Below are 25,320 nucleotides of genomic sequence, written 5' to 3'. Positions count from 1 at the left end.
ACGGGCCGCCGCAGCGAGATCCGCAGGCACCGAACCGCCAAGCTGGACCGCTACAGGATGTTCCGCATCCGAGAATCCGAGCAGACGCTCCCGGTCGCCGTGCAGGACGGCGTTGCTCGTTACCATTTCGGTATAAAGGCGTGCACGGCGCGACAGGACGCGGTGGAACGACCGGCAGTATCGGTCGGTCCAATCCATCATCGGCGCGACCGAGAAACGGATATCGTCAGGTTTCATCATGTCCGCATCAAAGAGACTGGCTCCGGCTTTGCCGGAGTGACGTCTGCCTCGGCTGTTCCAATCAATGATCGTGCTTGCAATCCGGCCCATGCACATGAGCGTGGCCGTCATTCCCATGATCATGAGCGTGCGCGTGCCCGTGATCTGCATGGTCATGACCATGATCGTGCGCATGCGAATGATCGTGATGGTGATCGTGCCCGCACTGGCTATGGTCGTGGGCCTCACGCTCGGGCTTGAAAGCCCGTGAGACCGGGTTTGCGGCGCAGCCCTGGCCACGGACGAGTTCCGCATTCGCCGGAGTCGCGGGAATATAGAGGACGTCGGCGCCGATCTCCGCCGGGACGTGACTGCCGCCGAGCTGCCAGGAAAGCCGCATCAAGCGCGCCGGATTCTCGGCGCGCACTTCGAGCAACGGTTCGGCCGCGGCGCGAACCGTCACCAAGCGTCCATCTTCGAGACGAAAGGCATCGCCGTCCTCGACGGGCGCCAGCTTCGACAAGGCCAGGGTGAAGCTCAAGCCTCCCGCGCCGTTGAGGATCGCAGCCGCCCCCTGGCGACCATCGTGATCGAGCGTGACGCTATCGGCAACGGAATCGGGGCGGATGGCGGCTTTGCGGACGATGGCGGTGGCTCGCAGCATGGCTTCCTCGAACGGTTTAAACTCATCTGGGCATCCGGCGAGGGCGGCCCAAGGTGTCTGGCGTGCATCACTAACGGGTTTTTCGCCGGAACGGAAAGCTTGGCCGGAACCGTTCCCCCATCACGTGCATTCCACGAAAGGAATGGCTAAGCTACGTTGCGCAAGGTCACCACGGCGATAAGCCGGGCCAGAAAACGCACAAGGGAGTCTCGGGACCATGAAGAAGCTCATTGCCGCTACCCTCGCCGGGGCTCTCGCCCTCTCCCTCGGCGCCTGCAACACGCCGCAGGATCGTGCACTCGGCGGCGCCGGCCTCGGCGCTTTGGCCGGTGCTGCCATCGGCGGTGCAGCCACCGGTCGGGCCGGCGGCGCTCTTGCCGGTGCGGCCATCGGTGGCGCCAGCGGCGCGATCATCGGCGCCGGCACAGCCCCGCGCTGCCCCTACGGCACCTATCGCGACGCCTACGGCGACGTGTACTGCCGCTGAGATCTTTCCATACGGGAAGAACATCGGGGTCGAGGCGCATGCCTCGGCCCTTTTTCATGACGTGGAGACAAGACGGGCCGGGGGCATTTGCCGTATGCGGGTCTGCGCCGGCGAATGACCGGCCGACGATCCTCTGCGATGCCGATGCTGTCTCACGCTTTTCTCGTTTCGCCCCTCGAATGCGCCCTCCACGCCCATCAAGGCGGTTCCGCATGACCGTCGGGATCTGGGGCAAGCTCGGCGGCGCCGGAATCGGACTGGCCATCGGTGGACCGATCGGCGGTCTGGTCGGCGGGGTCGCCGGTCACTTCCTGGTGGATCGGGAAGGCGCGATCTTCGGCGCGACGCCGAGGGATGTCGTCTTCACCACCGGCCTCGTGGCGCTGGCCGCCAAGATGGCGAAATCGGACGGCGTGGTGACGCCTTCCGAGGTCGAGGCCTTCGCCAAGGTCATCCAGGTCAGCGAGCGGGAGCGGCCCGGCGTCCAACGGCTGTTCGACCTTGCCAAGGGCACCTCGGCCGGGTTCGATGCCTATGCGCGACAGATGGCGACGGCGTTTCGCGATGAACCGGCTTTGCTGGAGGATGTCCTCGACGGCCTGTTCCACATCGCGAAGGCCGATGGTGCGATCCATGAAGCAGAGGAGCGCTACCTGCGTGCCGTGGCCGAGACCTTCGGCTTCGACGATGTCGCCTTCCGACGCATTGCGGCACGGCATGTACGACTCGCCGACGATCCGTATCTGGTCCTCGATCTAGACCATGAGGCGAGCGACGCCGAGGTGAAGGCCCGGCATCGCGCCCTGGTGATGGAGAACCATCCCGATCGCGCCATCGCTCGAGGCGTCCCCCCCGAAGCCGTGACGATCGCGACCGAAAGGCTCGCGGCGATCAATGCCGCCTATGACCGGATCGCCGCCGAACGACGTTTGCGTTGAGGCGGAACGGAGGAACTGCCGCATGAAGCCCAAACCGGAAAGCCCGGTGGCGACCAGTGTCATGCCATCGCCCAACCATGGGGAGCGCCGCGACGGGCCGCCGACCATGCTGATCCTGCACTATACCGGAATGGAGAATGCAGCCGCCGCATTGCAGCGCCTCGCTAACCCGATCTCCGAGGTCTCGGCGCATTACGTGGTGCTGGAAGATGGCCGGGTGATCCAGATGGTGCCGGAATCACGCCGCGCCTGGCATGCTGGGGCCGGTACATGGGGCCGCGCCACAACGGGAATCGAGCGAGACATCAACTCGCGCTCCATCGGCATCGAGATCGTCAATGGCGGGCATGTCGGCGGATTACCGCCCTATCCGCCAGAGCAGATCGACGCGGTGATCGCACTGTCCCAGGATCTCGTCACACGTTGGAACATCGCGCCGTGGCATGTCCTCGGCCATTCGGACGTGGCGCCGGAACGCAAGGAAGATCCAGGCGAGCATTTTCCCTGGCACCGACTGGCCGCGGCGGGAATCGGACATCACGTGCCGGCGTCACCCATCCGCGACGGGCGCTTCTTCGCGGAGGGCGATACCGGACAGCCGATCGAAGCGCTCCAGGCCATATTCGCACTCTACGGCTACGACATACCCGTGACCGGAGTTTTCGATCGTCGAACCCAGGCGGTCGTCACGGCATTCCAGCGCCGATTTCGCCAGGCACGCGTGGATGGAGTCGCCGATGCCTCGACGATCACGACCTTGCGCGACTTGCTGGCCGCATTACCGTCACGGTGATTGCTCGACGCCGCATCCGTCGCCGCACGTGAGCGGTCCGGCCCCATAGTCTAAAGACGGGTCGACTTCGCAATCATCGATGACGTCACCGGCACAGGCGCCGGTGACGGAATTCAGGACCACTCTCAGGCGCGTTGCGACACGGCGTCCCTGTTCTCGTCCTTCGCTGCATCCTTGGCTGCGTCCCGCGTGCGCCACAGGCTGTAAGCGACGCCGCCCGCCAGCAGCACCAGCGTCACGACAAGCGACACCCATGGCGGCACATGAACGAGGTCGAACGTGTCGGCCACTACGATCTTCGTTCCAATGAAGATGAGGATGAACGCCAGCGCGGTCTTCAGATAGGCGAAGCGATCCACCATGGCGGCGAGAGCGAAGTAGAGCGCGCGTAGGCCGAGAATCGCGAAGATGTTGGAGGTGTAGACGACGAACGTATCGGTGGTGATCGCGAAGATCGCCGGGACGCTGTCGACGGCGAAGATCACGTCCGCGCCGTTCACGAGGATCAGGCCGAGCGCCAGGGGGGTGAACCAGAGGACGGACTTGCCGCTCTGCGGATCCGGCTTCCGAACGACGAAGCGTTGGCCGTGCATCTCCGGTGTGATGCGCATCACCTTGCGCAGCATCCGAACCATCGCGTTGTCCTGAATGTCGCCGGCCTCTTCCTCCTTGCCGAACAGCATCTTCAGCCCGGCGAAAATCAGGAAAGCAGCGAAGATCGACAAGACCCAGGCGGCCTGGTGTACGAGCGCGGCGCCGAGCCCGATCATCAGCCCGCGCAGGACCACCGCGGCGAGAATGCCCCAGACGAGAACGCGGTGCTGCGCCGCGCGGGGAATACCCAGGGAGGTGAGAATGACCGCAATGACGAAGACGTTGTCCATGGACAGCGACTTCTCGACCACGAGGCCGGCCACGTATTCCTGAGCGGGCTGTGCCCCGAAATACCACCAGATCCAACCGCCGAAGGCGAGGCCGAGGCTGAAATAGAACGCGGTGAGAAGGAGGCTCTCCTTCACCCCGATCTCGTGGTCCTTGTCCCGATGTAGCAGACCGAGGTCGAAGGCGAGCAGCCCGGCGACCAGGGCGTGGAACCCGAGCCACATCCAGACAGGCTTGCCGAGCCATTCGATGAAGAGAAAGTCGACCATGTGGGACCGTCGATGCTTTGCGAGACGCAGGAAAGCATCGGCTCCGACATCACGGAAGGCGTCAACGCGCATCCGCCAGAGGGGCCCGCAGCCGATTTCCGTAAGCTGGGAACCGCCGGGACGGTAATCAAGAGACGGCATGGCGGCGCCGTCGCGTTCACGCCGAGCGCGGGTTCCGAGAGCTCTACCGGTGTGGCCAACCGGCCGCAGAACGGGGCAAACCGCTCGTCGCCATCGATCGCTTCCTTGTTTTGCTGCACCGCGACGCCCCACAATGGCGGGCGGTTCGGAGCCGGGCGGTGTGAGGGTTCAGCGCGTGAGGATCGGACGCATCCTTGGATGGGCGAACTTCGCGCTGGTCTTGGCCGGTTCGGCGCAGGCCGAGGCGACGCGCTTCGTCGCCCCGGAATGCCGGGCCGGTTCGACACGACAGGATGCGCTCACGGGAGTCGGCGAGCGCGGCGAGTTGATCCTGGCATCGGGCAGTCGCGCAATTCTGGGCGGTATTCGTTGGCCGGTGGAAGAGGATGGCGCGGCCCGTGCCTGGCTTCTCCGGCATCGAGACCGTCCGCTGGAGCTCGTGCCGCGCGGCGAGGCCGACCGATGGGGACGCGCGCAGGTCGATGCGGCCGTTCTCGACGAGGCGGTGGACCTTGCCGGTGGGCTGATCGCGGAGGGACTTGCCTATGTGGATGCCGGCGAACGCGACACGCTGTGCAGACCGGCGCTGCTGAGCCTCGAAACCGAGGCTCGCGGAGCGGCGAGGGGGCTTTGGCGCACGGGCGTGCGTGAGGGCCGGGAGGGTGGCGCGTTGCGCGAAGCGACCGGTCGTTTCATCGTGGCGCAAGGGAGGGTCGTGAATGTCGGCGAGCGGTCGGCCCGGACCTACGTGGATTTCGCCAGGCGGGGTGAAGATGGCTTGACGGTCACCGTGTCGAAGCGCACTTGGCGCCAGTTGCGTGAACGTGGTCTGAGTGCGGCGACGCTACGCGGGCGCCTCGTCCGCGTTCGCGGTGTCGTCGAGGCTTGGCGCGGACCCACCCTCGACATCGCAAGCGCAGACATGATCGAAGTTTTGGATGAGGAGCGGGCGCTTCGGCGCTGAACGGAATGATTGGGGGGCACACTCGACATCGCGGATTCTGGGCTGGCCGAAGCGGCCTGCTCATGTCGACGCTCATCCTGCCGCTGTTGGTGGGCTGCGGCGCCGACCAGACCGGCGCCCTGTTGCAGCCGGCCGCGATCAAGGTCCCGGTGGAGGCTCCCCGCACCACGGGCCGTGAGCGGACCGCCTCGGATGCCGACCATGCCAAGCTCGTGGCTTCCTTCGGTGGGGAATACCGTTCGCCGGCCGCTCTGCGCCTGCTGACGGAGGTGACCGACCGTCTGGTGAAGGCCACCGACCGTCCGGAGGAGACCTACGCGGTCACGCTTCTCGACTCGCCGGTCATCAACGCCTTCGCCCTGCCCAATGGCCGGCTCTACGTGACCAGGGGGTTGCTGGCGCTGGCCAGCGATACGTCCGAGATCGCCGCCGTGCTGGCGCATGAGATCGCCCACGTCACCCTGCGCCATGCCACGGCGCGCACTGAACTGGCCCTGCGCTCGCAGCTGGTGAGCCGGGTCGTCGCCGACGTGCTCAACGATCCGGCCACCGGCGCCCAATTGCAGAACCAGTCGAAATTCGCCCTGGCCCGGTTCTCCCGCGATCAGGAGCTCGAGGCGGACGGGATCGGTGTCCGGACCCTGGCGCGGGCCGGCTACGATCCGTTCGGTGCGGGCCGGTTCCTCAACTCGCTCAATCGCACCACAAACATGAAGACCGGGACGGGCATGGCCGGCGAGCCCGACATGCTCGCCACCCATCCCGGTACCAGCGAGCGGATCAACCTCGTCACCCGCGCCGCCCGCCTGATCGGCGCGCCCGGCCTCGGCGTCGATGAGCGTGCGCGCTACCTCGCGGCCATCGACGGTATCGCCTATGGCGACAATCCGGGCGACGGGATCGTCAAGGGCCGCCGCTTCCTCCATCCGAGCCTCGGCATCGCCTTCGAGGTACCGGAGGGATTCACGATCGAGAACACGCGGAACGCCGTCCTCGGCGCCACCGGGGAGGGGAGCCGTCGCCTTTTGTTCGATCAGGTCGAAAGCCATGTCGGCCAGAGCCTGGAGGAGGTGCTGCGCGCAACCTGGAGCGACAGCATCGAGGCGAGTTCGGTGGAGAACCGGATGATCGCCGGCAACTCCGCAGTCACGGCGATGTCGCGCGGCAAGGACTGGACCTTCCGCCTCGCCGCTGTCCGGGTCGGGGAGACCACCTTCCGCATGATCATGGCCGCCAAGGGCAGCACGGATCCCGACGGCGCGTTCCGTCGCTGGACGGAGAGCCTGTCCGGCGTCGGCCCCGACGAAGTGAAGTCTCTACGCCCACTGCGCATCCAGGTCGTCGTCGCCGGGCCGGCCGATACGGCCGACGAGATGGCGCGCAGGATGGTGGTGCCCGATCGTCCCCTCGACCGCTTCCTCGTCCTCAACGAGCTGGAGCGGGGTGCCGTCATCCGGGCGGGCCAAAGCTACAAGCTCGTCGTCGAGTAGCGAAACACGGTTGCGGTCTGGCAGTTCGATGCCGGACCACGCTGTGGTGATTCCCGATTCCACCCGGGTCGTTCATGCTGGTCGTCAGGCCCGCCGCGACGCTCGGGGAGCACCAACGGTTCGACCGGTGGCGGAGAACGTGGCCGTCATGGGCATCCTAACCGAGTCTCATCCGAACGGAGTCGTCGATGCATCATCCAGCGTCCGCTGTCCGTATTCTCATCGTGGAGGACGAGGTGATGCTTCTCGACGTCATCACCGCCCATCTCGAAGAGGTCGGATATGACGTGATCCCGGCGGTCACCGCAGAAATCGCGCTCGATATTCTGCAGCGTGGCGACCCGGTGGACATCCTGTTCACGGACATCCGTCTGCCGGGTGCGATGGATGGATGGCAGCTCGCCGAAGCCGCGCGGGACATCCGTCCCGCCCTTCCGGTGATCTACGCCACCGGCTTCTCTCACACCCCGCCCCGGATGGTAGGCGGCGCGGTCTTCTTTCAGAAGCCCTATCGCGCGGCGGCGGTCATCCGCGCGATCAAAGGGTTCGGCGTGTCACCACCCGCCTGATCGGTCAGGCGGCGGCGAGTGCCATCGACATCGATTCCTTCTTCATCAACTCGCGGTAGAACCCGTCGAGGTGGGTAAGCTTGTCCGGCGAGCCGTCCTGGATGACGCGCCCGCCTTCGAGCACCACGATCCGGTCGAAATCCTTCAGCGTCGAGAGACGGTGCGCGATCGCGATGACGGTCCGCCCCTTCATCAAATTGGCCAGGGCGTGCCGGATCGCCTCCTCGGAATCGGCGTCCAGCGCCGAGGTCGCCTCGTCGAGCAGCAGGATCGGGGAATCCTTCAGGATGGCGCGGGCGATGGCGATGCGCTGGCGCTGACCGCCGGACAGCTTCACACCCCGGTCGCCCACGATCGTGTCGAAGCCCTCCGGCAATGCCTCGATGAAGTCGGTGCAATGCGCCGCCGCAGCTGCCTTCCAGACATCCTCGTCCGATGCGTCCGGCCGGCCATAGCGGATGTTCTCGCGCAGCGTCCGGTGGAACATCGACACGTCCTGGGGCACCACCGTGATGGCTTCGCGCAGGGAATCCTGCGTCACCCGGTTAATGTCCTGACCATTGAGCAGGATCTTCCCGCTCTGGACCTCGTAGAAGCGCTGGAGCAGCGAGAAGAGGGTCGATTTACCGCCACCCGACTTGCCCACGAGACCGATGCGCTGCCCGGCCTCGATCTTCACGTTGAAATCCGTGAAGACCGCGCGACCATCGGGATACGAGAAGGCGACGTGATCGAACTCGATCTCGGCGCCGGTGCCCGAAAGCGGCATCGCTTCGGGATGGTCGATCAGGTCGTGCGGCTGAAGCAGGGTATGCAGGGCCTCCGACAGCCGGGCCGTATGCTGAGTCGCATCCACCAAGGCGACGGCGAGGTCGCGCGTGGCGGCGAGGATACGGATGCCGAGGGTGCAGACGAGGACCACCTGTCCGTTGGTGGCCTGGCCCGCTTCCCACATGGTGATGGCCCAGTAGAGCAGGCCGAGCACCGCGAAGACCGTGAGGATCGCGTGAACGATCCGAAGCTTCTCGAGGTAGAGCAGCGAGGAGCGACGCGACCGCATCTCGACGCCGATGGTACCGTCGAAGCGCTTGTATTCCCGCTTGAACGCCGAGAAGGCGCGGACCAGCGGCATATTGCCGACGAGATCCACCATCTCGCCATCCACGCTCGCGGCTTTGGCCGCGAAGTCGTGGTGGAGCGGCTTTCCCGCAGCCGCCATCTTGAACATCAGGATGACGACGGCGGCGAAGATGCCGGCCAGGACGCCCGCCATGGTGAGGTTGACGGTGCCAATATAGACGATCGACAGGAAGGCCGCGACGCAAGGTGGCATCACGTTGAACACGAACATGTTCTCGACCGTGAAGATCGCGTTCGAGGTTGCGGTGATGCGCGAGGCGAGAGTTCCGGGCTGCCGGTCGGCGAAGAAGGACGGCGAATGCCCGGTCATGTGCCGGAACAGGTCGCGGCGGATATCACCCGTGACACCGACGAAAGTGAAGGATCCGACGAGGCTCGCCACGCGCCAGAGCATGTTGTCGGCGGCGATGAAGGCGATGAGGACGGCCAGTGCGCCCCAGATCAGGCCTGCATCCGGCCCCTTACTCAGGGCATCGACGACGCCCTTCAGCGCGTAATCCGTGCTCACGGAGAAAGCGACGGCTCCGAGGACAGCGCAGAGGATGACCAGATGGGGAAGGGCCCGCCGCTTCAGGTAACGGGAGACGAAGGCGAAGGGCCTGTCGGCATAGACGCAGAGGTCTTCCATATGGGTGACCATCCCGGTGCTCATTCTTAACTGTCGGATTCTGACGTGACCCTGCAAGCAGGCAGCACGGAACCGTGAACCTATAGGTCGCAACGCAAATCTCGTCCAAGCGTTGCAGGCTGCCGTCAAGCTTGCGCTCTTATACCGAGGAAACCTGAACGGGTCTTGAGCGGCAAGCGAATTCGATGCCGTAACCCCATCAGGTCGCCTCCACCTGACGGGTCTCCGGCATGATCAGGGCGAGGAGGGCGAAGCCCGCCAGACCCACGATGGCGAGGCCGAGGAAGGCGCTGTGGCTGCCGAGGTGATCGGCCATGATTCCGGCCAGCGACGTCGACAGGGCGGCGCCGATCCCCATGGCGGTTCCGACCGCACCGAGGGCGAGGTTGAACCGGCCGGTGCCGCGCGTGACGTCAGAGACCACGAGGGGAACCATGACCCCGAACACGGCCGCCGAGACGCCGTCGAAGACCTGGATCGCCACGAGGAGTTCGGGGCTATCGGTATAGGCGAAGAGCAGGCCGCGGATCGGGAGGGCGGCAAAGCCGATGAGAAGGAGCGGGCGGCGGCCCCATTTCTCGGCGGCCCGCCCGACCGCCGGGCCGGAAATCGCCAGGACGACCTGGGGCACCACGATGCAGGCTGCGATGAGCGCGGTGGCGGTTTCGCTGGCCCGCAGGGTCAACATGCTGCCCACGAGAGGCAGCATGGCGGCGTTGGCCAGGAAGAAAAGGGTCATGCAGGCGGCAAAGCACAGAAGGGGGCGATTGGTGACGATGGCCTTCAGCGCGCTTTCCTTCGGCCCCGACTCCACCGCCTCGGCTTGGCGGGCCTGCAGCGGTGCCGCGCCGGGACGGATGAACGAGAGCGCGATCAGCGTCGGGATCATGAGGAAGGCGGTGAGGTAGAACACCGCGTCGTTCGACAGGTAGTAGCCGCAGGCTCCCATCAACGCCGCCGCGACCGCGTTGCCGAGCGCCGAGAAGCTCGCGTTGCGCCCCAGCCGTTCACCGGCACGTTTATGCCCCACCAATCCGATGCTGATGGCCGCGATGGCCGGCGTCAGGATGCAGCTCGCGGCCGAATGGGCCGCCATGGCGAGCAGAACGATGAGGAAGCTCGGCCACATGGCGAGGGCGAAGGCGCTGAGCGAGATCGCCACGACCGAGAGCCCCGCCGCGAAGCGTCGCGAACGAACCGCATCGACGAAAGCACCGCCCGGCACCTGACCGAGCAGGCTGACGAGGCTGCCCACCGTGAGGGCGAAACCGATGTCGGATTGCGTCCATTGCGCCTGCGTGAAGTACACGGCGAGGAACGGACCGAACCCGGTCTGGAGGTTCGCGACGAAGAACGCGAAGGCGTCGAGCCCGCGGCTGCTTCTCACCGAAACGGCCTGCATGTCGGTCGAAGCCTCTCCGGGCATCTCGGCATAGGCGTCACGCCGGGGAACCCCACGCGGTCGGAATTCCGACCGGGGCACTTCGCGGGGTTTGATGACGCGTCGATTCTGCGAGCGGGATACCGTCATTTGTCCGGCGATTTCTCAGCCGGCTTGTCTGGCATGGGAGTGGCCGCAGGGGTAGACGGCGGCGTGACGGGAGCCTGGACCGGAGCCGCCGGAGTCGGTGCGGCGGGGGGCTGAACCGCAGGGAGCTGCGCTGCCGGGACTGGCGCTGCCGGAACTTGCGCGGGAGCGACTTGTGCAGGGGCCACCTGAGCGGGCGGAGGCGCTTGGCCGGCCGCCGCGTCGCCGTCGGGCGGAACGCTCGGGCTCGCCGGGCCGAGGACGACGATGGGATCGCCCGGCTTGTATTCCGGCGAGACGCGAACCTGGTTCCGGCTCAGCTGAAGGACGAGGCGGCTCGGCTTGCCATCCGGCGAGAAACGCATGGCGCGCCAGTCCACCGCGATCTTGCGCGAGCCTACGCCAAGAAAGCCGCCGAAATCGATGATGGCGGCGCGTGGCCGACCATCCTTGTCGAGGATGATGTCGATGATCCGACCCATATCCTCGCCGGTGGAACTGCGCACGGCTTTGCCGAGCACACCCTCGTAATCCTGGGTATCCAGAACCGTCGCGGGTGTCCCTGTGGCCGGTACGGGCGGGGCAGCCGCCGGCTGTGCCGGCGCGGTGATCTGCGGTGGCGGCACCGGCGGCGAGACTGGGGTTGCGGGTGCCGCGGGCGCGGCCGGAGACGCGTCGCTCGCCGCGCCGGTAGCCGGAGCGGTTCCCTCTGCTGCGGCTCCCGCGGCCCAAAGGGTGATCGACGCGGCGGCAACCAGCCGGACAGTTCTGAACACGTGCGTTCCCCGAAGAAGCATGTCGCCGGCTCCCGCTCGACCTCGGCCATCCCGAGACGTTCTCGCCTGGCATGGAGTGGGAAGGCGTATGAGAGCGGACCAAGGCGAAGTTGTGGATGACGGCGAACCGATCAGCAGAGGAGCGGCTCGTCCCGATCACGGATTGGCAAGAACCGGACCGTGGCGGTCATGGTGGCGTGCAGCGCGGAAGCTGTCCAGGCGAACCGGCGCCCGGCGACACGGAATTTTTCCCTGTCCGCCGCGTGAGGTATGACGAAAGCCCTGTGATCGTCTGGTTTTCGCCTTTTGTGCATCGTAGAGATGCGCGCAAGCGTGCCGAACCACCCGCGCGAACTGAGGTGGAATACTTTTGAGGAACTCGTCGATGCGTATCCCGTCGAAAGCCTGCGCTCTGGCGCTTCTTGCAGCGTCTTTGGGCGGTTGCCAGGCATTGTCCGGCGGCGGTGGCGTCATGCCAGAGAGCGAAGTCGGTCCTCCGCCCTCCATGCGCGGTGCCGTGCCTGGCGCTCAGCGCGCACGGGCGGCCGAGGTCGATCCCGATGGGGCGCCGCTCCAGACGGCTCCGACGCGGCGCCTGGACCTGCCGAAATCGGCCGGCGGCCAGACCCGCTCCCAGGCGGAGGCGGAGCGCCGGATTCGCCGTGAGGACATCGAGGGCGAAACGACCAGCCGTTCGAGCTCCGGCGGGCTCGCCCCGCAGATGGGGTCGGGCGGCAGTGTCGGCCTCGGCGGGAAATTCTAGAACCGCGCGACGCGACTGACGGATTCTAAAAGCGCCGCCGATGGAGCCCCCATCGGCGGCGTTGTCGTGTGTGAGGGCGAAGATGCCGGTCAGACGAGATCGGCACCACGCGTGTCGGTATCGACCCGACCTTCGACGGCAACGAGTCCCGTCAGGCCAGCGAGGAGCGCGCCGGAAGCGACGAGGGCGAGGGCAGCGGCTGCGATGAACATACTCTTAGTGTTCCTCATCGCGCTTAAGGGATCGTTCTCCGTCGCGTCTGGGCGGTGTTCCGAGATCGCGCAGATGCGGCGATTCCGGGGGAGGAACGAAAAAAGATTGCACGCTCCCGCAATGTGGCGTCGTCCGGCGACCTACCGTCCTGCCACCCGGCGCAGACCCGATCCCCTCTCCACCATCGGATCATGCGGCGCTTCTCCCGCGAACCGCACAGCGAAGGCCTCGGAACGATTCGGTTGTCTTCCTAACGCATTGTCGGACGACAGGTTTTTCGGACGATGCCCGTTTCGATGCCGCCGGGCCGCTCTGTCGTCCCTGATGACGATCATAGAGGGAGCGGCCGTCATGCGGATCGGATCGCGTCGGGACGGAAGTCCGTGCTCCCGCCTTCGTGGGCTTGCAAAATCCCCGCTATCCCCGTCCCTTCTGTGGATGGGCGGTGGGTCTACGTGATTCCCTCTTGGAACGCTCTCAGCACCGCTTAGTTGTTGCAGCTATGCGCTCCGAGGCCCTTGGCCGTGGGCGTGACGGCGCTCAAAGCCAAAAACCGGAGGAACTCATGGCAACCAAGACCACCACCAAGGCAGCCGACAAGCCGGCCGCTGCCAAGAAGACCGCTGCTCCGAAGGCTGAAGGCGCCGCTAAGCCCAACGCGCTGCAGCAGCCGCTGAAGCCCTCCGAGGAACTCGCGGCCGTCGTCGGCTCCGCAGCGCTTCCGCGCGGCGAGGTCGTCAGCAAGGTTTGGGAATACATCAAGAAGCACAATCTCCAGAATCCCGAGAACAAGCGCGAGATCCTGGCCGACGACAAGCTGAAGAAGGTCTTCGGCAAGGACAAGTGCACGATGTTCGAGATGAACAAGCACCTCGCTGCCCATCTCAAGTCGGCCTGATGCCGGTGCGGCCCGGCGCTCGAGTGGCGCCGGGCAGGCTCTTTCTCAGTTTCGGTACGTCCGCTAGCGACCCGAGAGCGTTGCGCTCAGGCGATGTGACGGATCACTCCCCCATCGACGCGTAGGGCCGCACCGCTGGTGGCGCTGGCGGCCGGACTGCAGATGTAGGCGACCATGCTGGCGACCTCCTCGACCGTCGCCAAGCGACGAATGAGCGAGGTCGAGCGGTGCTCGGCGACGAAGTCCCGTCCCAGCTTGTCGAGATCGACCTCGCCGGTATCCTTCGCCATTTTCGCCATGAAGTCGGCGACACCCTCCGACAGGGTCGGCCCGGGCAGCACGCTGTTCACGGTCACTCCGCTTCCGGCCACCGTCTCGGCGAGGCCCCGTGACACGGCGAGCTGCGCCGTCTTCGTCATGCCGTAATGCACCATCTCCACCGGGATGTTCAGGCCCGACTCGCTGGAAATGAAGACGACCCGACCCCATCCGGCCTCGACCATGCCCGGCGTGTAGGCCCGCGAGAGGCGTATGCCGCTCATCACGTTGGTCTCGAAGAAGCGAAGCCAATCGTCGTCTTGTATCTCGAAGAACGGCTTCGGTTCGAAGATGCCGGTGTTGTTCACCAGGATATCGACCTCCGGCAAACCCTTCACCACGGCCTCCGCGCCGCTCGCCGTGGCGATATCGCCGGGGGCCGCGATGAATGCCGTCGTGCCGGTCTCCTCCGTCAAGCGCCCGATCGCCGCCCGAACCCGGTCCGGTGTGCGCCCGTTGACGGCGACGGTGGCGCCCATTCCGGCGAGGGCCTTGGCGATGCCGTAGCCGATGCCGCCGGTCGAGCCGGTCACCAGGGCGCGCCGCCCTTTCAGATTCATGTCCATGAATGTCTTCCTCCGTTGGCAGCCTCGTCGATCAACGCCTCAGGCGATGGGTGGCTGCGTTCGGGGGATCAGCCCGTCGGCTGGCGCCGCATGATGCTGGAGACGGCACCGGCCGCTGACAGGGCGCAGGCGCACCAGAGCGCTGCCCCGATGGAGACGGCCGTACCGCTGGCATGGGTCAGCCCGAAGATGACGGCGACGAGGGCCGCGCCGAGCGATTGCCCCGTCAGCCGCGCCGTCGATTGCATGCCGCTGGCTCCACCGCTGCGCGAACGCGGCGCGCTCGTGACGATCACCTTGTTGTTCGGCGCCTGGAACAATCCGAAGCCGATTCCGCAGACGGTCAGCCGCCAGGCGATATCCACCAGCGTTGGGGCGGCGGGGAGCAAAGCCAGCGCCGCGATGCCCCCGGCCATGAGCGCCAGGCCGATGCCGCCGAGAACACCCGGCGCGTACCGGTCGGCGAGGCGGCCGGAGATCGGCGCCGTGATCGCGATGGCGATGGGCCAGGGCGTCATCAGGAAACCGGTCTCGGTGGCGGAGAGGTGCAACGCGTCCTGGAAATAGAAGGGCAGGGCGACATAGGCCATCATCTGCGCCCCGAACGAGGCGATGGAAGTCACCATCGACAGGGCGAAGGCGGGAATGCGCAGCAGGTCCACCGGCAGCAGCGGTGTCGCGAGCCGGGCCTGATACAGGACGAAGACGGTGCCGACCGCGAGCCCGGCGGCGATCTCCGCAAGGGCGAGCCAGCGCCCATTCGCTTCGCCGATTCCATCGAGTCCGATGATGAGAAGGCCGAAGGTGAGGGCGTTGAGGAGCGCGCTCGGGACGTCGAACCGCGCCCCACTCACCGGCGTCACCGGCAAGGTCCGCGCGGCCACCGCCAGGGCCACGAGGCCGACGGGCAGGTTGACCAGGAACAGCCACGGCCAGGTCGCCACGGAGAGGATCGCGGCGGCGACGGTCGGGCCGGTCGCCGAGGCCATGGCGACGATGAGCGCCACGTTGCCGACCCCCCGGCCGATCATGCGATGCGGATAGATGAAGCGCACCAGGGCTATGTTCACGCTCATGATGCCGGCCGCACCGAGCCCCTGGGCGATCCGGGCGACGATGAGCCCGGGCAGGGATGTCGACAGCGCACAGGCCAGGGAGGCCGCGACGAACACGACGAGTCCGGCGAGATAGACCTTCCGATAGCCCAGGATGTCGCCGAGGGAGGCAAGCGGCAGCAGCGACGCGGTCACGGCGATCTGAAAGGCGTTGACCACGAAGATCGCGGAAGCGGGGCTGACCCCGAGATCCTTCGCCATGGCCGGCAGCGCCACGTTCACGATGGCCCCGTCCAGTACCGCCATGGTCATGGCGAGTCCGATGGCGAGAAGCGCAAGCATGCGCTCGCGCACCGGCAGACCATCCATGGGTTTCGCGCCGGGCCGCGGTACGGCTCCACCGTTATTGAGAGGGTCTGCCTCGTGCGTCATCGCACAGAGCCGTGAACGATCCCTGCTCGCTTCGGCAAGTGCCCTATGTCACCCATCGATCGCAAAGACATCATCGAGGCGTTCCACCGGGGATCACATGCGTCTGGCGACCTTCCTGCTCGGCTTCCTTCTCGCGGTCACGCCCTCTCTCACGAGAGCCGACGATGCCGGGCCTCTGGGGATTGGCCTGGAGGGCTTTGCCTATCCCCACCCCGTCTGGTTTCTCGACCTGACGCGGGACAACGAGCGGCAGCGCCTCGCCTATATGGACGTCACGCCGACCGGGACACCGAACGGACGTACCGTTCTGCTGCTGCACGGCCGTAATTTCCCGTCGAGTTACTGGGAGCCGGTGATCGGTGCCCTGGCGGGGGCGGGCTACCGCGTGGTCGTTCCCGACCAGCTCGGCTTCGGCAAATCGTCGAAACCGGTGGGACCGTTCAGCTTCGACGTGATGGCGGCGGAAACCGTATCGCTTCTCGATGCGCTCAATCTCCCGCGCGTCGATGTCGTCGCGCATTCCATGGGCGGTATGCTGGCCGCCCGACTTGCCCGAAACGCGCCGAACCGGGTGAACAGCCTCGTCCTCGAAGCGCCGATCGGTCTCGAGGATTATCGCTTCACCGTCCCTCCCGTTTCGAACGACACGCTTCTCCGCATCGAGGGCGGTGTCACCGCGGACGTCTACCGGCGCCAGCTGATGACGAATTACGCGCTGTCGCTGCCCTCCACGGCGATCGAGCCCTTCGTGGCGATCCGCGAGCGCGTGAAGGGTTCGGGCGAATATCCGCGCTGGCTCCAATCCTTCGTCAATTCCTACCAGATCATCTGGGGCCAGCCGGTGGTGCATGAGATCCCGCTGATCGCCGCGCCGACCCTGTTCATCATGGGCGCAAACGATCGCAACGCACCGGGCAAGCCCTTCGCCCCCGAAAACCTGCGCGCCGCCATGGGCGACAATGCCGGCCACGCCAAGAGCCTGGCGGCCCGGATGCCGGACGGGCGCGCGGTCGTCTTCGAGGGCGTCGGCCACCTCGTCCATATGGAAGCGACCGATCGCTTCAACGCCACGATGCTCGAATTTCTCAACGGCCATTGAACCGGGACGAACAAAGGGAGCCCTCGGATGGATGTCGGCGTGATCGGGTTGGGCCGGATGGGCCGAGGCATGGTGCAGAGCCTCGTCCGGGGCGGTCACCGGGTGAGGGTCTGGAACCGGACCGCGTCCGCCGCCGACGGTCTCGATGGGGTGACGGTCGCGCGTAGTGCAGCGGACGCCTTCACCGGGGATGCGGCGATCACCATGCTCGCCGACGACGCGGCCCTGCGTTCGGTGATCGTGGAGGGCGGACTTCTCGATTCCGGCACGCGGCCCGGCCTGCATCTCAGCATGAGCACGATCTCGGTGGCGCTCGCGCAGGAGCTCACCGCGATCCACGAGCGGGCCGGCGTGCCCTATATCGCCGCCCCCGTCTTCGGCAGGCCGGACGTGGCACAGAACGGTGCCCTGAACATCGTCGTCGCCGGCGACCCGGATGTCATCGCGAAGGCGCAACCGCTGCTCGACGCCCTCGGTACGAAGACCTGGACCTTCGGAACCGAGCAGTATCGGGCCAATGCGGTGAAGCTCGCGGGCAACTTCATGCTGATCGCGGCCATCGAGGCCATGGGCGAAGCCGCCGCCTTCGCCGAGGGACATGGCGTCGCCGGTGCCGATCTCCTCGAACTTCTCACCAACACGCTATTCGCCTCGCCGGTCTACAAGGGCTACGGCGCATCCATCGCCGCCGGGCGCTATGAACCGCCGGGCTTCGGTTTGAGGCTCGGGCTCAAGGATATCAGCCTCGCCCTCGCGGCATCGGGTCAGGCCGGCGTACCGATGCCTTTCGCCAGCGTGCTGCGCGACAACCTCATCGACGCCGTCAGCCACGGTGACGGCGACAAGGATCTCGCCGCCCTGGCGCTGGTCTCGGCGCGGCGAAGCGGGCGGTAGGCCGATCCCGGGGGAAACTGGCTGACAAGACTGGGGCAGCTTCCTGCTTGGTTAAAGCGCCCCCTCCCGCACCGCGCCAGGATCGGCGAGCGAGTGAAGCAGCCGCGCGGCGGAATGGGCGAAGCGCAGGGTCACCGCCTTGCGGCGGGCGCCGCTCAGCACATGGTCGACCGGGTCGCGCAGGATCGCGGCGCTGTAGCCGTCGGCGATGATCAGCCCGGCCTCGTCGGGCGTCAGTCCTTCGGGGAGGGAATCGGGAACGGCGAAATAGAAGCGGTCGCAATAGTCCCGGTAATCCGGCCACTTCTTGTCGGCGCGGAAGTCGGCGACGCTGGATTTGATCTCCACGATGGTCAGCCGGCCGGCCGGGCACAGGGCGATGATGTCCGCCCGCCTGCCATTGGCGAGGGAGAATTCCGGGATCGTCACATGGCCGAGGTCGGCGAACAGCCGGCGGACCCCGCGCTGGACCTGGAGCGCGGTCGCCGATTGCCGGCGGTCCGGCGGTAGGACGAGATGGGCGAGGGCTGCTGACATGGCTTCGCTTGGGGATGGCTTCGCTTGGGGAGAGTGCTGTCTCGAATCGACTGGTCCGCCAGGGAATCAGGTCGGCCCGCCCTTGTCACCTGCGGCAGCCTGCCCGCCCGCCAGTGCGGCGCGGATCGCGTCGAACCCGTCGGTCAGCGCCGCCGGCCCGGGCTGCAGGATCAGAGGCGACTTGATCTCGTGGATACGCCCCGCCGCCACGGCGGGGATCACATCCCAGCCCGGCCGCTCGCGGATGCGCGCCATGTTCACCCGCTTGCCGCACCACGAGGCGAGGATGACGTCCGGCTGCGCGGCGATCACCTGTTCGGAGGTGACGATCCTGTCCTTGGCCGCCGGCTGGCGGGAGAGGTCGGAAAAGACGTCGTCGCCGCCGGCATAGCCGATGAGTTCGGAGACCCAGCCGATGCCAGAGATCATCGGCTCGTCCCATTCCTCGAAATAGACTGTCAGGCGGGGCGGGCCGGCATTGTCGAGGGCGGCGGCGCCGAGGCGGTGGGCGTAACCCTGGGCCAGCACGTCGGCCTTCTCGCTGGCCCCGACCAGAGCGCCCACGGTACGGATCATCGCGAGGCAGCCGGCGACGTCGCGCTGGTTGAAGAGATGGACCGAGATTCCGGCGCGAGCGAGGTCGGCGACGATCTCGGCCTGCATGTCGGAGAAGGCGAGGACGAGGTCCGGCTGCAGGGCGAGGATCTTGGGCAGGTCGGCGCTGGTGAAGGCCGAGACGCGCGGCTTCTCCTTGCGGACGCGGGCAGGCCGCACGGCGTAGCCGGACACGCCGACGATCCTGTCCTCCTCACCCAGCAGATAGAGGGTCTCGACGGTTTCCTCAGTGAGGCAGACGATGCGTTCGGGCGGGAACCGGCGCATCCGGCGTCAGGAGTTGAAGAAGCTGATGACGCCCGCGCCCGGCGCGAGCCAGACGAAGGCCCAGACGAAGGCCGAACTCCAATTGGCCAGCTGGAACGGCAGGCGCGGCACCTCGAACATCCCGGCGATGAGCGGCACCACCGCGCGGGCCGGGCCGATGAACCGGCCGATGACGATGCCCCAGGCGCCGTAGCGCCGGCAGAAATCCTCGCCCTTGGCGACCATCTGCGGATAGCGGCTCATCGGCCAGATCGACTTGGCGCCGTGCTGGAAGTAGCGGCCGATCTCGTAGGACACCCAATCCCCGAGCCCGGCGCCGATACCGCCCGCGATCACCATCGGCCAGAACGGGATGCCGCTCGCACCGATCAGCGCGCCGATGGCTACCAGCAGCACGGTGGCGGGGACCAGGATCGACAGGAAGGCCAGCGATTCGCAGAAGGCGAGCACCGCGATGATGAGGGGTGCCCATTCCTTGTGCGTCTCCACGAAGGTCAGGATCGTGGTCTTCAGCGCTTCGAAATCCATGGATGCCCCTGCTCGTCGCGCCCGATGTGCGGGAAGGCCGCGATTCCGGCAAGGGTCGATCTCGTCACGAAGGGGGCCTCACGTCGGTTGTGAATGCACCACGGGACAAAACCGGCTACGACGCTGCCCGTCGCGCTCGCACCCGTCGAAGCAAGGCCGAATACGCCGATGAGAATTCTATCGATCCAGTCGCACGTCGCCTTCGGCCATGTGGGCAATGCCTCGGCGGTGTTTCCCATGCAGCGGCTCGGCGTCGAGGTCTGGCCGATCCATACCGTGCAGTTCTCCAACCATACCGGCTACGGCGCCTGGCGCGGCCGTGTGTTCGATGGGCCGATGATCGAGGACCTCGTGCTCGGCATCGCGGAGCGCGGTATGCTCGGGCAATGCGACGGCGTCCTGTCCGGCTATATGGGCTCGGCCGATATCGGCACCGCCATCGTGCGGGCCGTGGCGGCGGTGCGGAGCGCCAACCCGAAGGCGCTGTATTGCTGCGATCCGGTGATGGGCGATACCGGGCGAGGCATCTATGTCCGCCCCGGCATCCCTGAATTCCTGCGGGATCAGGCCCTGCCCGCCGCCGATATCGTCACTCCGAACCAGTTCGAGCTGAACTTCCTGTCGGGCCTGCCTACCGGCACCCTCGGCGAGGCCAAGGCCGCGGTGGCGGCGATCCAGGCTTTGGGGCCGCGCGTCGTGCTGGTGACGTCCCTGGTCACCGAGGACACCCCGTCCGAGTCCATCGACCTGATGGCGGGGGAGGGTGGCCTGTTCTGGCGCCTGCGCACGCCGCGCCTCGATCTCGACGTGAACGGCGCGGGCGACGCCATCGCGGCCCTGTTCCTGGTCCATTACGCCCGCACCGGCTCGGCAGCCTTGGCTTTGGGCATGGCCGGTGCTTCGGTCTACGGCCTCCTGCGCCGCACGGCCGAGGCGGGCTCGCGCGAGATCCTCACCGTCGACGCGCAGGACGAGTTCGTGGCACCCAGCGAGACGTTTCCCGTAGAGCCGATTTGATGGTCAACGAAAAGGAAAAGCCGATGAGCCGCCGCTTCGTCACCCTCGACGTCTTCACCGACACGCCCTTTGCCGGGAATCCGCTGGCCGTGGTGCTGGATTCGGAAGGGCTCGACGACGCGGCGATGCAGAGGATCGCGGGCGAGTTCAACCTGTCCGAGACGGTGTTCGTGCTGCCGCCGACGGAGGCACGCCACAAGGCCCGCCTCCGCATTTTCACGCCCACGCGCGAGCTTCCGTTCGCCGGCCACCCAACGCTCGGGGCGGCGATCCTGCTGGCATTGCACGATGCGAAATCCGGCCTCACCGACGCCACCGCCTTCGGTCTCGAAGAGACGATCGGCACCGTGGCCTGCGTCGTCGAAGCGGGTGAGGGGCGCGGCCGTGGTCGCTTCAAGCTCCCGATCCTGCCGCAATACGATGGCGAGGGACCGGACGCGACGCTCCTCGCGCAGATGATCGGGTTGGAGACGCAGGATATCGGCTTCGGGCGCCACGTGCCGAGCCGGCACACGGCAGGGCCGGCTTTCCTGTTCGTGCCGGTCAATACGCGGGCGAAACTCGACGCGGCGCGTGTGGACCTCGCCGCCTTCTCCACCCTGGATCCTCAGACGGCGCTCTACCTCTACGCAGTGGACCCGGAGGGCCTCGGCCTCCGCTTCCAGACCCGGATGTTCGCGCCTCATCTCGGCGTGATGGAGGACCCGGCGACGGGGTCCGCCGCCGCGGCCTTCGCCGGCGTGATGATGGAGTTCGAGCCTCTCGGTGACGGCGAGCACGATGTCCTGATCCGCCAGGGCGTCGCCATGGGCCGTCCGAGCGAGATCGCGCTCCAACTGGTCATCGAATCCGGAGCCCTCCAATCCGTCGAGATCGGTGGTTCGGCCGTGGTGATGAGCGAGGGGACCCTGCTTGTCTGACGGTTTCACCCTCACGCGGATCGAGGGGGTGACGGCGCGGCTGGTGCCGTTCGCATGGGAATGGGCGCAGGCCAACGCGGCTCTCATCTCCGAGAACTGGCGTCGGCGCTGCGCCGCACGGTCCGGGCTGTTCGACGGACGCGTCCTCCTCGCGAAATCGTGCCGGCTCGAGGGGGCATTCTGTTCCGTCGAACTGTTCGAGACGTCCTACGCGAGCTTCATCACCCACAAGGACCTGGGCTCCCCCGACCCCACCGTTCTGAACGCCTTCGCGGCCATTGCCCCTCACGGGTCGGATGGCGTCGTGCTTCTTGGTGTCATGGGCGCTCACACGGCCAATGCCGGGCAGGCTTATTTCCCCTGCGGCACGCCGGATCTCGACGACGTGCGTGACGGTGACACGGTCGATCTGGCCGGAAGCGCGGAGCGCGAGTTCGTCGAGGAGACCGGCATGGCACCTCCGGCCGGTGCGCAGAACCAATGGCTTCTGCTTCGCGGAAAGAGCCAAGCGGCATTTCTGCGGCCCGTGACGTTCCCCGATCAGGCAAACACACTGCGGCAGGACATGGAGCGCCATCGCCTCGCCGAGATCGAGCCGGAACTGGCTGGTTTCATCACGGTCGCGTCCAGCGACGAGATCGACCCCGGGTCGATGCCCGACTTCGTCCAGGCTTACCTCCGCTACGCATTCCCGCCGCCGAGCGCGTCCGCATCCTCGAACGACTGACGCAAAGCCAGGGCTGGAGTCGATATCGCGCGGGCCGCCCTATCGTACCGGGCGCAGGACCAGCCGGTCGCCCCGCACCTCGTAGGAGCCGAGCCTGTCAAGAAAGCTCATCCCGAGGAGGTTGCCCGACAATGCGCCACGCCGGCTCACCAGGGCCGAGACGCGCCGTTCGGTGATCGTGCCCACGGTGAGGCTGTCGAGATAGACGGGGGCGGCCATCGCGGTGCCGTTGGCGGTCGAGACCCGGATCGAGAAGTCGGAGTCCGGCGGCGCGATCCCGATGGCGGCGGCGTTCTCCGCCGTGAGGACGACGGAACTCGCGCCCGTATCGAACTGGAAGACCTGGGCACGGCCGTTCACCTCTGCCCGCACGGAGAAGGCCCCGTCCGCCCGGCGGTTGACCGTGACGCTTCCATCGCCGGACGTCACGGCGCTGCCGGGCCGCAGCGTCCCGACAAGGCGATTGCCGACATCCCCGGCCTCCTCCTTGTAGGCGTAGCCCGCGACCAGGGCGACGGTGAGCGCGGCCCAGAACAGCAGCGCCTTCAGGTTGGTGCCGATCTGTTGGCTGAACCGATGCCAGAACCCGGCGAGGAAGATCGTCAGCAGGGTTCCGCTGAAGGCGAGGCGTGCGAGCTGGTCCTTGTCCAGCCCGGCCACCGTGCTCTCACCATCCGAGAGGACGAGAAAGGCGACGATGCCGAGAAGGATCGCGAGGGCGGCGTAGATCATGGCCCGGCCACGGCCTTCCCACACGGGGGATAAGCGGCGCGGAGGCGATGCCCGAGGGTCGCCATGATGGCTTGCCGCTTCGTCTCCGACAGCGAGCCCCACATCCCGATCTCTTCGCGCGTGCGTCCGCAGCCCTCGCAGAGCCCGGTCGCCGCGTCGAGAATGCAGAGCTTCGTGCAGGGGCTCGAAGCCCTCGGGGCGACAGGCTGGGTCATGGCCGTTCCATGCCCTCAGGCGTGGGTCGCGATCAAGCGCCAAAGTGCCATGGTCAGCGCGGGACCGTCGCCACGAGGCCGAGAAGCGCCGCGATCTCCGCCACCTGCTGGCAGGCTCCGATGACGTCGCCGGTCTGGCCGCCGATCTTGGCGCGGGCCAGGGCGGTGAGGCCGAGGGATGCTCCCAGCGCCAGGGCGGGCATCAGCACCATCCCGAGGACGGGCAAGCCGGCGATCCAGCCAATCGCGACGAAGACGAGGGTAAGAGACGCGACGATTGCGATGGTCCGGCGATCGGGCACGCCCACCGACGCGCCCGCCCCGCCGGGACGGGCGGGGCCGAGCAGCACCATCGGCGCGAGCGCGGCGCTGCGCGAAAGGGACGCGGCCAGCAGGAGAGCCATCGCCGCCATGGCCCCGGTGCGATCGAGAAGGGTCGCGAATGCGCCGATCCTCAGGGCGAGGGTCAGGACGAGGGCGACGCCGCCATAGGCGCCGATCCGGCTGTCGCGCATGATCTCGATGCGGCGCTCGCGCGTCGCGCCGCCGCCGAACCCGTCCGCCACGTCCGCGAGACCGTCCTCGTGCAGCGCCCCCGTCACCAGCGTCCCCACCGCCACGGCGAGGGTCGCCGCCAGGAACGGCCCGAGATCCAGCCCCCAGGCGACGAGCAGGATCAGCGCGGAGGGCAGGGCGAGGATGAGACCCGCCACGGGCAGCAGCCGCGGCAGGGTGCGGAAGTCGGGCAAGCGATGCGGGTCGCCCTCGCCGGGAAGGCGCGGCACCGGTAGCCTCGAATAGAACCGCAGGCACGCCGCGAGATCGTAGGCCAACGAAGCGCCGGGAAACGTCTCGTCCGGTTCCAGATCCCGGCCTTGTGTCATGGAGGCCTGCCTTCACCGCTCGCGCCCTGTTGGTTATAGCTCGCCCCACAGGCAGGCCGCCATACCGGACGCGCCGAGACCCAAGGCAAGTTTCGCGCGATGACCCAGACACCCCCGACCCACGATCATTCCGACCAGACGCCGTTCTCCGACATCCGCCGCCTGATCGCCTCCGTGCCGGGCGCGGACCGGGATGCCGTCGCGATGGTGCGCGAGCGGGATGCGCTGCTGACGAAGCCGGCCGGGGCGCTGGGTCGCCTCGAGAAACTCGTCGAATGGCTCGCGGCCTGGCAGGGCAAGGGCCAGCCCAGCCTAGACCGCCCCCTCGTCTGCGTTTTCGCCGCCAGCCACGGGGTCACCAAGCGTGGCGTCTCCGCCTTCCCGGCGGAGGTGAACCGCCAGATGCTCGACAATTTCGCGGCGGGCGGCGGCGCGATCAATCAGCTCTGTGCCGCCTACGGCCTCGGCTTCAAGGTCTTCGATCTCGCCATCGACCTTCCCACCGGCGACATCTGCGAAGGGCCGGCCTTCACCGAGAAGGAATGCGTGGCCACCATGGCCTTCGGGATGGAGGCCATCGCCGCGGGCACGGATTGCCTCGGCCTCGGCGAGATGGGAATCGGCAACACCACCATCGCGGCGGCCATCTACGCGGCGCTTTACGGTGGCGAGGCGGCGCATTGGGTCGGGCGTGGCACCGGCGTCGATGCGGCCGGGATCGAGCGCAAGGTCGCGGCCGTGGAGGCCGCGTTGGCCTTCCATGCCGGCCATCTCGACGACCCGCTTCAGGTGCTATCGCGCCTCGGCGGCCGCGAGATCGCCGCCATGGCCGGCGCCATCCTGGCGGCGCGGATGCAACGCATCCCCGTGGTCATCGACGGCTATGTGGCGACGTCGGCCGCTGCGATCCTCCACGCCATCGATCCCACGATGCTGGACCATTGCCTCGCCGGCCATGTCTCGGCGGAGGGGGCCCATGCGGAGGTTCTGGAACGCCTCGGACTGGTGCCGCTGCTGGCTCTCGGCATGCGGCTTGGCGAAGCGTCGGGCGCCGCCCTCGCCATCGGTCTCCTGAAAGGCGCGCTCGCCTGCCACCGCGACATGGCGACCTTCGCCCAGGCGGGGGTATCGGGGCGCAGCGAAGCATAAACC

29 protein-coding genes (1 of these 29 running past the window's edge) are annotated in these 25,320 nt (G+C 67.1%); 14 read left to right on the top strand and 15 right to left on the bottom strand.

What is annotated here, in order from left to right; all coding sequences use genetic code 11:
- Together dusA and ACYQR9_RS23210 are read right to left on the bottom strand one after the other, a co-directional pair.
- Nucleotides 1–240, bottom strand: partial view of a tRNA dihydrouridine(20/20a) synthase DusA gene (dusA, locus tag ACYQR9_RS23215; RefSeq protein ID WP_461228175.1) — the beginning only. It extends 768 nt beyond the left edge of the window; 240 of the gene's 1,008 nt are visible here — the first part of the coding sequence; its start codon is at nt 238–240; its stop codon lies off the left edge, out of view.
- Nucleotides 241–301: 61 nt separating this feature from the next.
- Complete coding sequence (locus ACYQR9_RS23210) at nt 302–883, bottom strand: urease accessory protein UreE (protein ID WP_461228174.1); 582 nt, start codon at nt 881–883, stop codon at nt 302–304.
- A 217-nt stretch (nt 884–1,100) separates the two neighbouring features.
- Between ACYQR9_RS23210 and ACYQR9_RS23205 the strand changes: the two genes are divergently transcribed.
- The 3 genes from ACYQR9_RS23205 (at nt 1,101) to ACYQR9_RS23195 (ending at nt 3,101) form a co-directional block, all read left to right on the top strand.
- Nucleotides 1,101–1,370: a hypothetical protein gene (locus tag ACYQR9_RS23205; protein WP_018042474.1), complete on the top strand. Its 270-nt coding sequence runs from the start codon at nt 1,101–1,103 to the stop codon at nt 1,368–1,370.
- A 212-nt stretch (nt 1,371–1,582) separates the two neighbouring features.
- Nucleotides 1,583–2,308, top strand: coding sequence for a TerB family tellurite resistance protein (locus ACYQR9_RS23200; protein WP_461228173.1), 726 nt, complete (start codon nt 1,583–1,585; stop codon nt 2,306–2,308).
- A 22-nt stretch (nt 2,309–2,330) separates the two neighbouring features.
- On the top strand, nt 2,331–3,101 hold the full coding sequence (locus ACYQR9_RS23195) for an N-acetylmuramoyl-L-alanine amidase (protein WP_461228172.1): 771 nt from the start codon (nt 2,331–2,333) through the stop codon (nt 3,099–3,101).
- A gap of 125 nt (nt 3,102–3,226) precedes the next feature.
- Here ACYQR9_RS23195 and ACYQR9_RS23190 read toward each other — a convergent pair whose 3' ends face one another.
- Complete coding sequence (locus tag ACYQR9_RS23190) at nt 3,227–4,252, bottom strand: TerC family protein (RefSeq protein ID WP_056428954.1); 1,026 nt, start codon at nt 4,250–4,252, stop codon at nt 3,227–3,229.
- Between the two features lie 274 nt (nt 4,253–4,526).
- Here ACYQR9_RS23190 and ACYQR9_RS23185 point away from each other — a divergent pair, with 274 nt between their 5' ends.
- From ACYQR9_RS23185 to ACYQR9_RS23175, 3 genes are all read left to right on the top strand, one after another.
- On the top strand, nt 4,527–5,357 hold the full coding sequence (locus tag ACYQR9_RS23185; RefSeq protein WP_461228171.1) for a DNA-binding protein: 831 nt from the start codon (nt 4,527–4,529) through the stop codon (nt 5,355–5,357).
- A gap of 62 nt (nt 5,358–5,419) precedes the next feature.
- Nucleotides 5,420–6,847, top strand: coding sequence for a M48 family metalloprotease (locus ACYQR9_RS23180; RefSeq protein WP_311276191.1), 1,428 nt, complete (start codon nt 5,420–5,422; stop codon nt 6,845–6,847).
- Nucleotides 6,848–7,035: 188 nt separating this feature from the next.
- Entirely contained in the window at nt 7,036–7,416 is a 381-nt protein-coding gene (locus ACYQR9_RS23175) for a response regulator (protein ID WP_461228170.1), read from the top strand.
- Between the two features lie 4 nt (nt 7,417–7,420).
- On the opposite strand, the gene ACYQR9_RS23170 is transcribed toward ACYQR9_RS23175, so the two are convergent.
- The 3 genes from ACYQR9_RS23170 to ACYQR9_RS23160 form a co-directional block, all read right to left on the bottom strand.
- Nucleotides 7,421–9,184, bottom strand: coding sequence for an ABC transporter ATP-binding protein (locus ACYQR9_RS23170; protein ID WP_056428957.1), 1,764 nt, complete (start codon nt 9,182–9,184; stop codon nt 7,421–7,423).
- Between the two features lie 199 nt (nt 9,185–9,383).
- On the bottom strand, nt 9,384–10,715 hold the full coding sequence (locus ACYQR9_RS23165) for an MFS transporter (protein ID WP_461228169.1): 1,332 nt from the start codon (nt 10,713–10,715) through the stop codon (nt 9,384–9,386).
- The gene (locus tag ACYQR9_RS23160) at nt 10,712–11,488 is read right to left on the bottom strand and encodes a PRC-barrel domain-containing protein (protein ID WP_461228168.1); all 777 of its coding nucleotides are present in this window, start codon (nt 11,486–11,488) and stop codon (nt 10,712–10,714) included. The genes ACYQR9_RS23165 and ACYQR9_RS23160 overlap by 4 nt, the downstream gene beginning before the upstream one ends.
- 385 nt (nt 11,489–11,873) lie before the next feature.
- Here ACYQR9_RS23160 and ACYQR9_RS23155 point away from each other — a divergent pair, with 385 nt between their 5' ends.
- On the top strand, nt 11,874–12,251 hold the full coding sequence (locus ACYQR9_RS23155; RefSeq protein ID WP_056428763.1) for a hypothetical protein: 378 nt from the start codon (nt 11,874–11,876) through the stop codon (nt 12,249–12,251).
- A gap of 89 nt (nt 12,252–12,340) precedes the next feature.
- On the opposite strand, the gene ACYQR9_RS23150 is transcribed toward ACYQR9_RS23155, so the two are convergent.
- A complete protein-coding gene (locus ACYQR9_RS23150) occupies nt 12,341–12,463 on the bottom strand; it encodes a hypothetical protein (RefSeq protein ID WP_461228167.1) in 123 nt (40 codons plus the stop codon).
- A gap of 566 nt (nt 12,464–13,029) precedes the next feature.
- Here ACYQR9_RS23150 and ACYQR9_RS23145 point away from each other — a divergent pair.
- Nucleotides 13,030–13,362, top strand: coding sequence for an SWIB/MDM2 domain-containing protein (locus ACYQR9_RS23145; RefSeq protein ID WP_056428766.1), 333 nt, complete (start codon nt 13,030–13,032; stop codon nt 13,360–13,362).
- A gap of 86 nt (nt 13,363–13,448) precedes the next feature.
- Here the strand turns inward: ACYQR9_RS23145 and ACYQR9_RS23140 are convergent, their stop codons facing one another.
- A complete protein-coding gene (locus ACYQR9_RS23140) occupies nt 13,449–14,246 on the bottom strand; it encodes an SDR family NAD(P)-dependent oxidoreductase (protein ID WP_207412526.1) in 798 nt (265 codons plus the stop codon).
- 68 nt (nt 14,247–14,314) lie between these two features.
- Nucleotides 14,315–15,670, bottom strand: a complete 1,356-nt coding sequence (locus ACYQR9_RS23135) for an MFS transporter (protein WP_207412527.1) — start codon at nt 15,668–15,670, stop codon at nt 14,315–14,317.
- A 160-nt stretch (nt 15,671–15,830) separates the two neighbouring features.
- Between ACYQR9_RS23135 and ACYQR9_RS23130 the strand changes: the two genes are divergently transcribed.
- Entirely contained in the window at nt 15,831–16,832 is a 1,002-nt protein-coding gene (locus tag ACYQR9_RS23130; RefSeq protein ID WP_461228166.1) for an alpha/beta fold hydrolase, read from the top strand.
- A gap of 27 nt (nt 16,833–16,859) precedes the next feature.
- Nucleotides 16,860–17,726 (top strand): NAD(P)-dependent oxidoreductase, encoded by an 867-nt coding sequence (locus ACYQR9_RS23125; RefSeq protein WP_461228165.1) that lies wholly within the window; start codon nt 16,860–16,862, stop codon nt 17,724–17,726.
- 51 nt (nt 17,727–17,777) lie between these two features.
- Here the strand turns inward: ACYQR9_RS23125 and ACYQR9_RS23120 are convergent, their stop codons facing one another.
- From ACYQR9_RS23120 to ACYQR9_RS23110, 3 genes are all read right to left on the bottom strand, one after another.
- Entirely contained in the window at nt 17,778–18,263 is a 486-nt protein-coding gene (locus ACYQR9_RS23120) for an MmcB family DNA repair protein (RefSeq protein ID WP_056143956.1), read from the bottom strand.
- Between the two features lie 66 nt (nt 18,264–18,329).
- Nucleotides 18,330–19,145, bottom strand: coding sequence for a cobalamin-binding protein (locus ACYQR9_RS23115; protein ID WP_461228164.1), 816 nt, complete (start codon nt 19,143–19,145; stop codon nt 18,330–18,332).
- Between the two features lie 6 nt (nt 19,146–19,151).
- Entirely contained in the window at nt 19,152–19,673 is a 522-nt protein-coding gene (locus ACYQR9_RS23110; RefSeq protein ID WP_056257668.1) for a DedA family protein, read from the bottom strand.
- A gap of 168 nt (nt 19,674–19,841) precedes the next feature.
- Between ACYQR9_RS23110 and pdxY the strand changes: the two genes are divergently transcribed.
- The 3 genes from pdxY to ACYQR9_RS23095 are packed head-to-tail and all read left to right on the top strand — an operon-like array spanning nt 19,842 to nt 22,337.
- On the top strand, nt 19,842–20,690 hold the full coding sequence (gene pdxY, locus ACYQR9_RS23105) for a pyridoxal kinase PdxY (protein WP_311276202.1): 849 nt from the start codon (nt 19,842–19,844) through the stop codon (nt 20,688–20,690).
- A gap of 23 nt (nt 20,691–20,713) precedes the next feature.
- Nucleotides 20,714–21,610: a PhzF family phenazine biosynthesis protein gene (locus ACYQR9_RS23100; RefSeq protein ID WP_419952354.1), complete on the top strand. Its 897-nt coding sequence runs from the start codon at nt 20,714–20,716 to the stop codon at nt 21,608–21,610.
- Complete coding sequence (locus ACYQR9_RS23095; protein WP_461228163.1) at nt 21,603–22,337, top strand: NUDIX hydrolase; 735 nt, start codon at nt 21,603–21,605, stop codon at nt 22,335–22,337. The genes ACYQR9_RS23100 and ACYQR9_RS23095 overlap by 8 nt, the downstream gene beginning before the upstream one ends.
- A 39-nt stretch (nt 22,338–22,376) precedes the next feature.
- Here the strand turns inward: ACYQR9_RS23095 and ACYQR9_RS23090 are convergent, their stop codons facing one another.
- Genes ACYQR9_RS23090 through cobS form a run of 3 tightly spaced genes read right to left on the bottom strand, consistent with a single transcriptional unit; the run spans nt 22,377 to nt 24,168 of the window.
- A complete protein-coding gene (locus tag ACYQR9_RS23090) occupies nt 22,377–23,069 on the bottom strand; it encodes a retropepsin-like aspartic protease family protein (protein ID WP_461228162.1) in 693 nt (230 codons plus the stop codon).
- The gene (locus ACYQR9_RS23085; protein WP_461228161.1) at nt 23,066–23,284 is read right to left on the bottom strand and encodes a DUF1289 domain-containing protein; all 219 of its coding nucleotides are present in this window, start codon (nt 23,282–23,284) and stop codon (nt 23,066–23,068) included. Before ACYQR9_RS23085 ends, ACYQR9_RS23090 begins: the two co-directional genes overlap by 4 nt.
- Nucleotides 23,285–23,337: 53 nt before the next feature.
- Nucleotides 23,338–24,168, bottom strand: coding sequence for an adenosylcobinamide-GDP ribazoletransferase (gene cobS / locus ACYQR9_RS23080; RefSeq protein ID WP_461228160.1), 831 nt, complete (start codon nt 24,166–24,168; stop codon nt 23,338–23,340).
- A 99-nt stretch (nt 24,169–24,267) separates the two neighbouring features.
- Here cobS and cobT point away from each other — a divergent pair, with 99 nt between their 5' ends.
- Nucleotides 24,268–25,317, top strand: coding sequence for a nicotinate-nucleotide--dimethylbenzimidazole phosphoribosyltransferase (gene cobT / locus ACYQR9_RS23075; RefSeq protein WP_461228159.1), 1,050 nt, complete (start codon nt 24,268–24,270; stop codon nt 25,315–25,317).
- Nucleotides 25,318–25,320 lie beyond the last annotated feature (3 nt).

It is taken from the genome of Methylobacterium sp. CM6241, from assembly GCF_054817845.1.
Note: the sequence above shows the minus strand (reverse complement) of the source record. Positions and strands in the feature narration are given on the sequence as shown.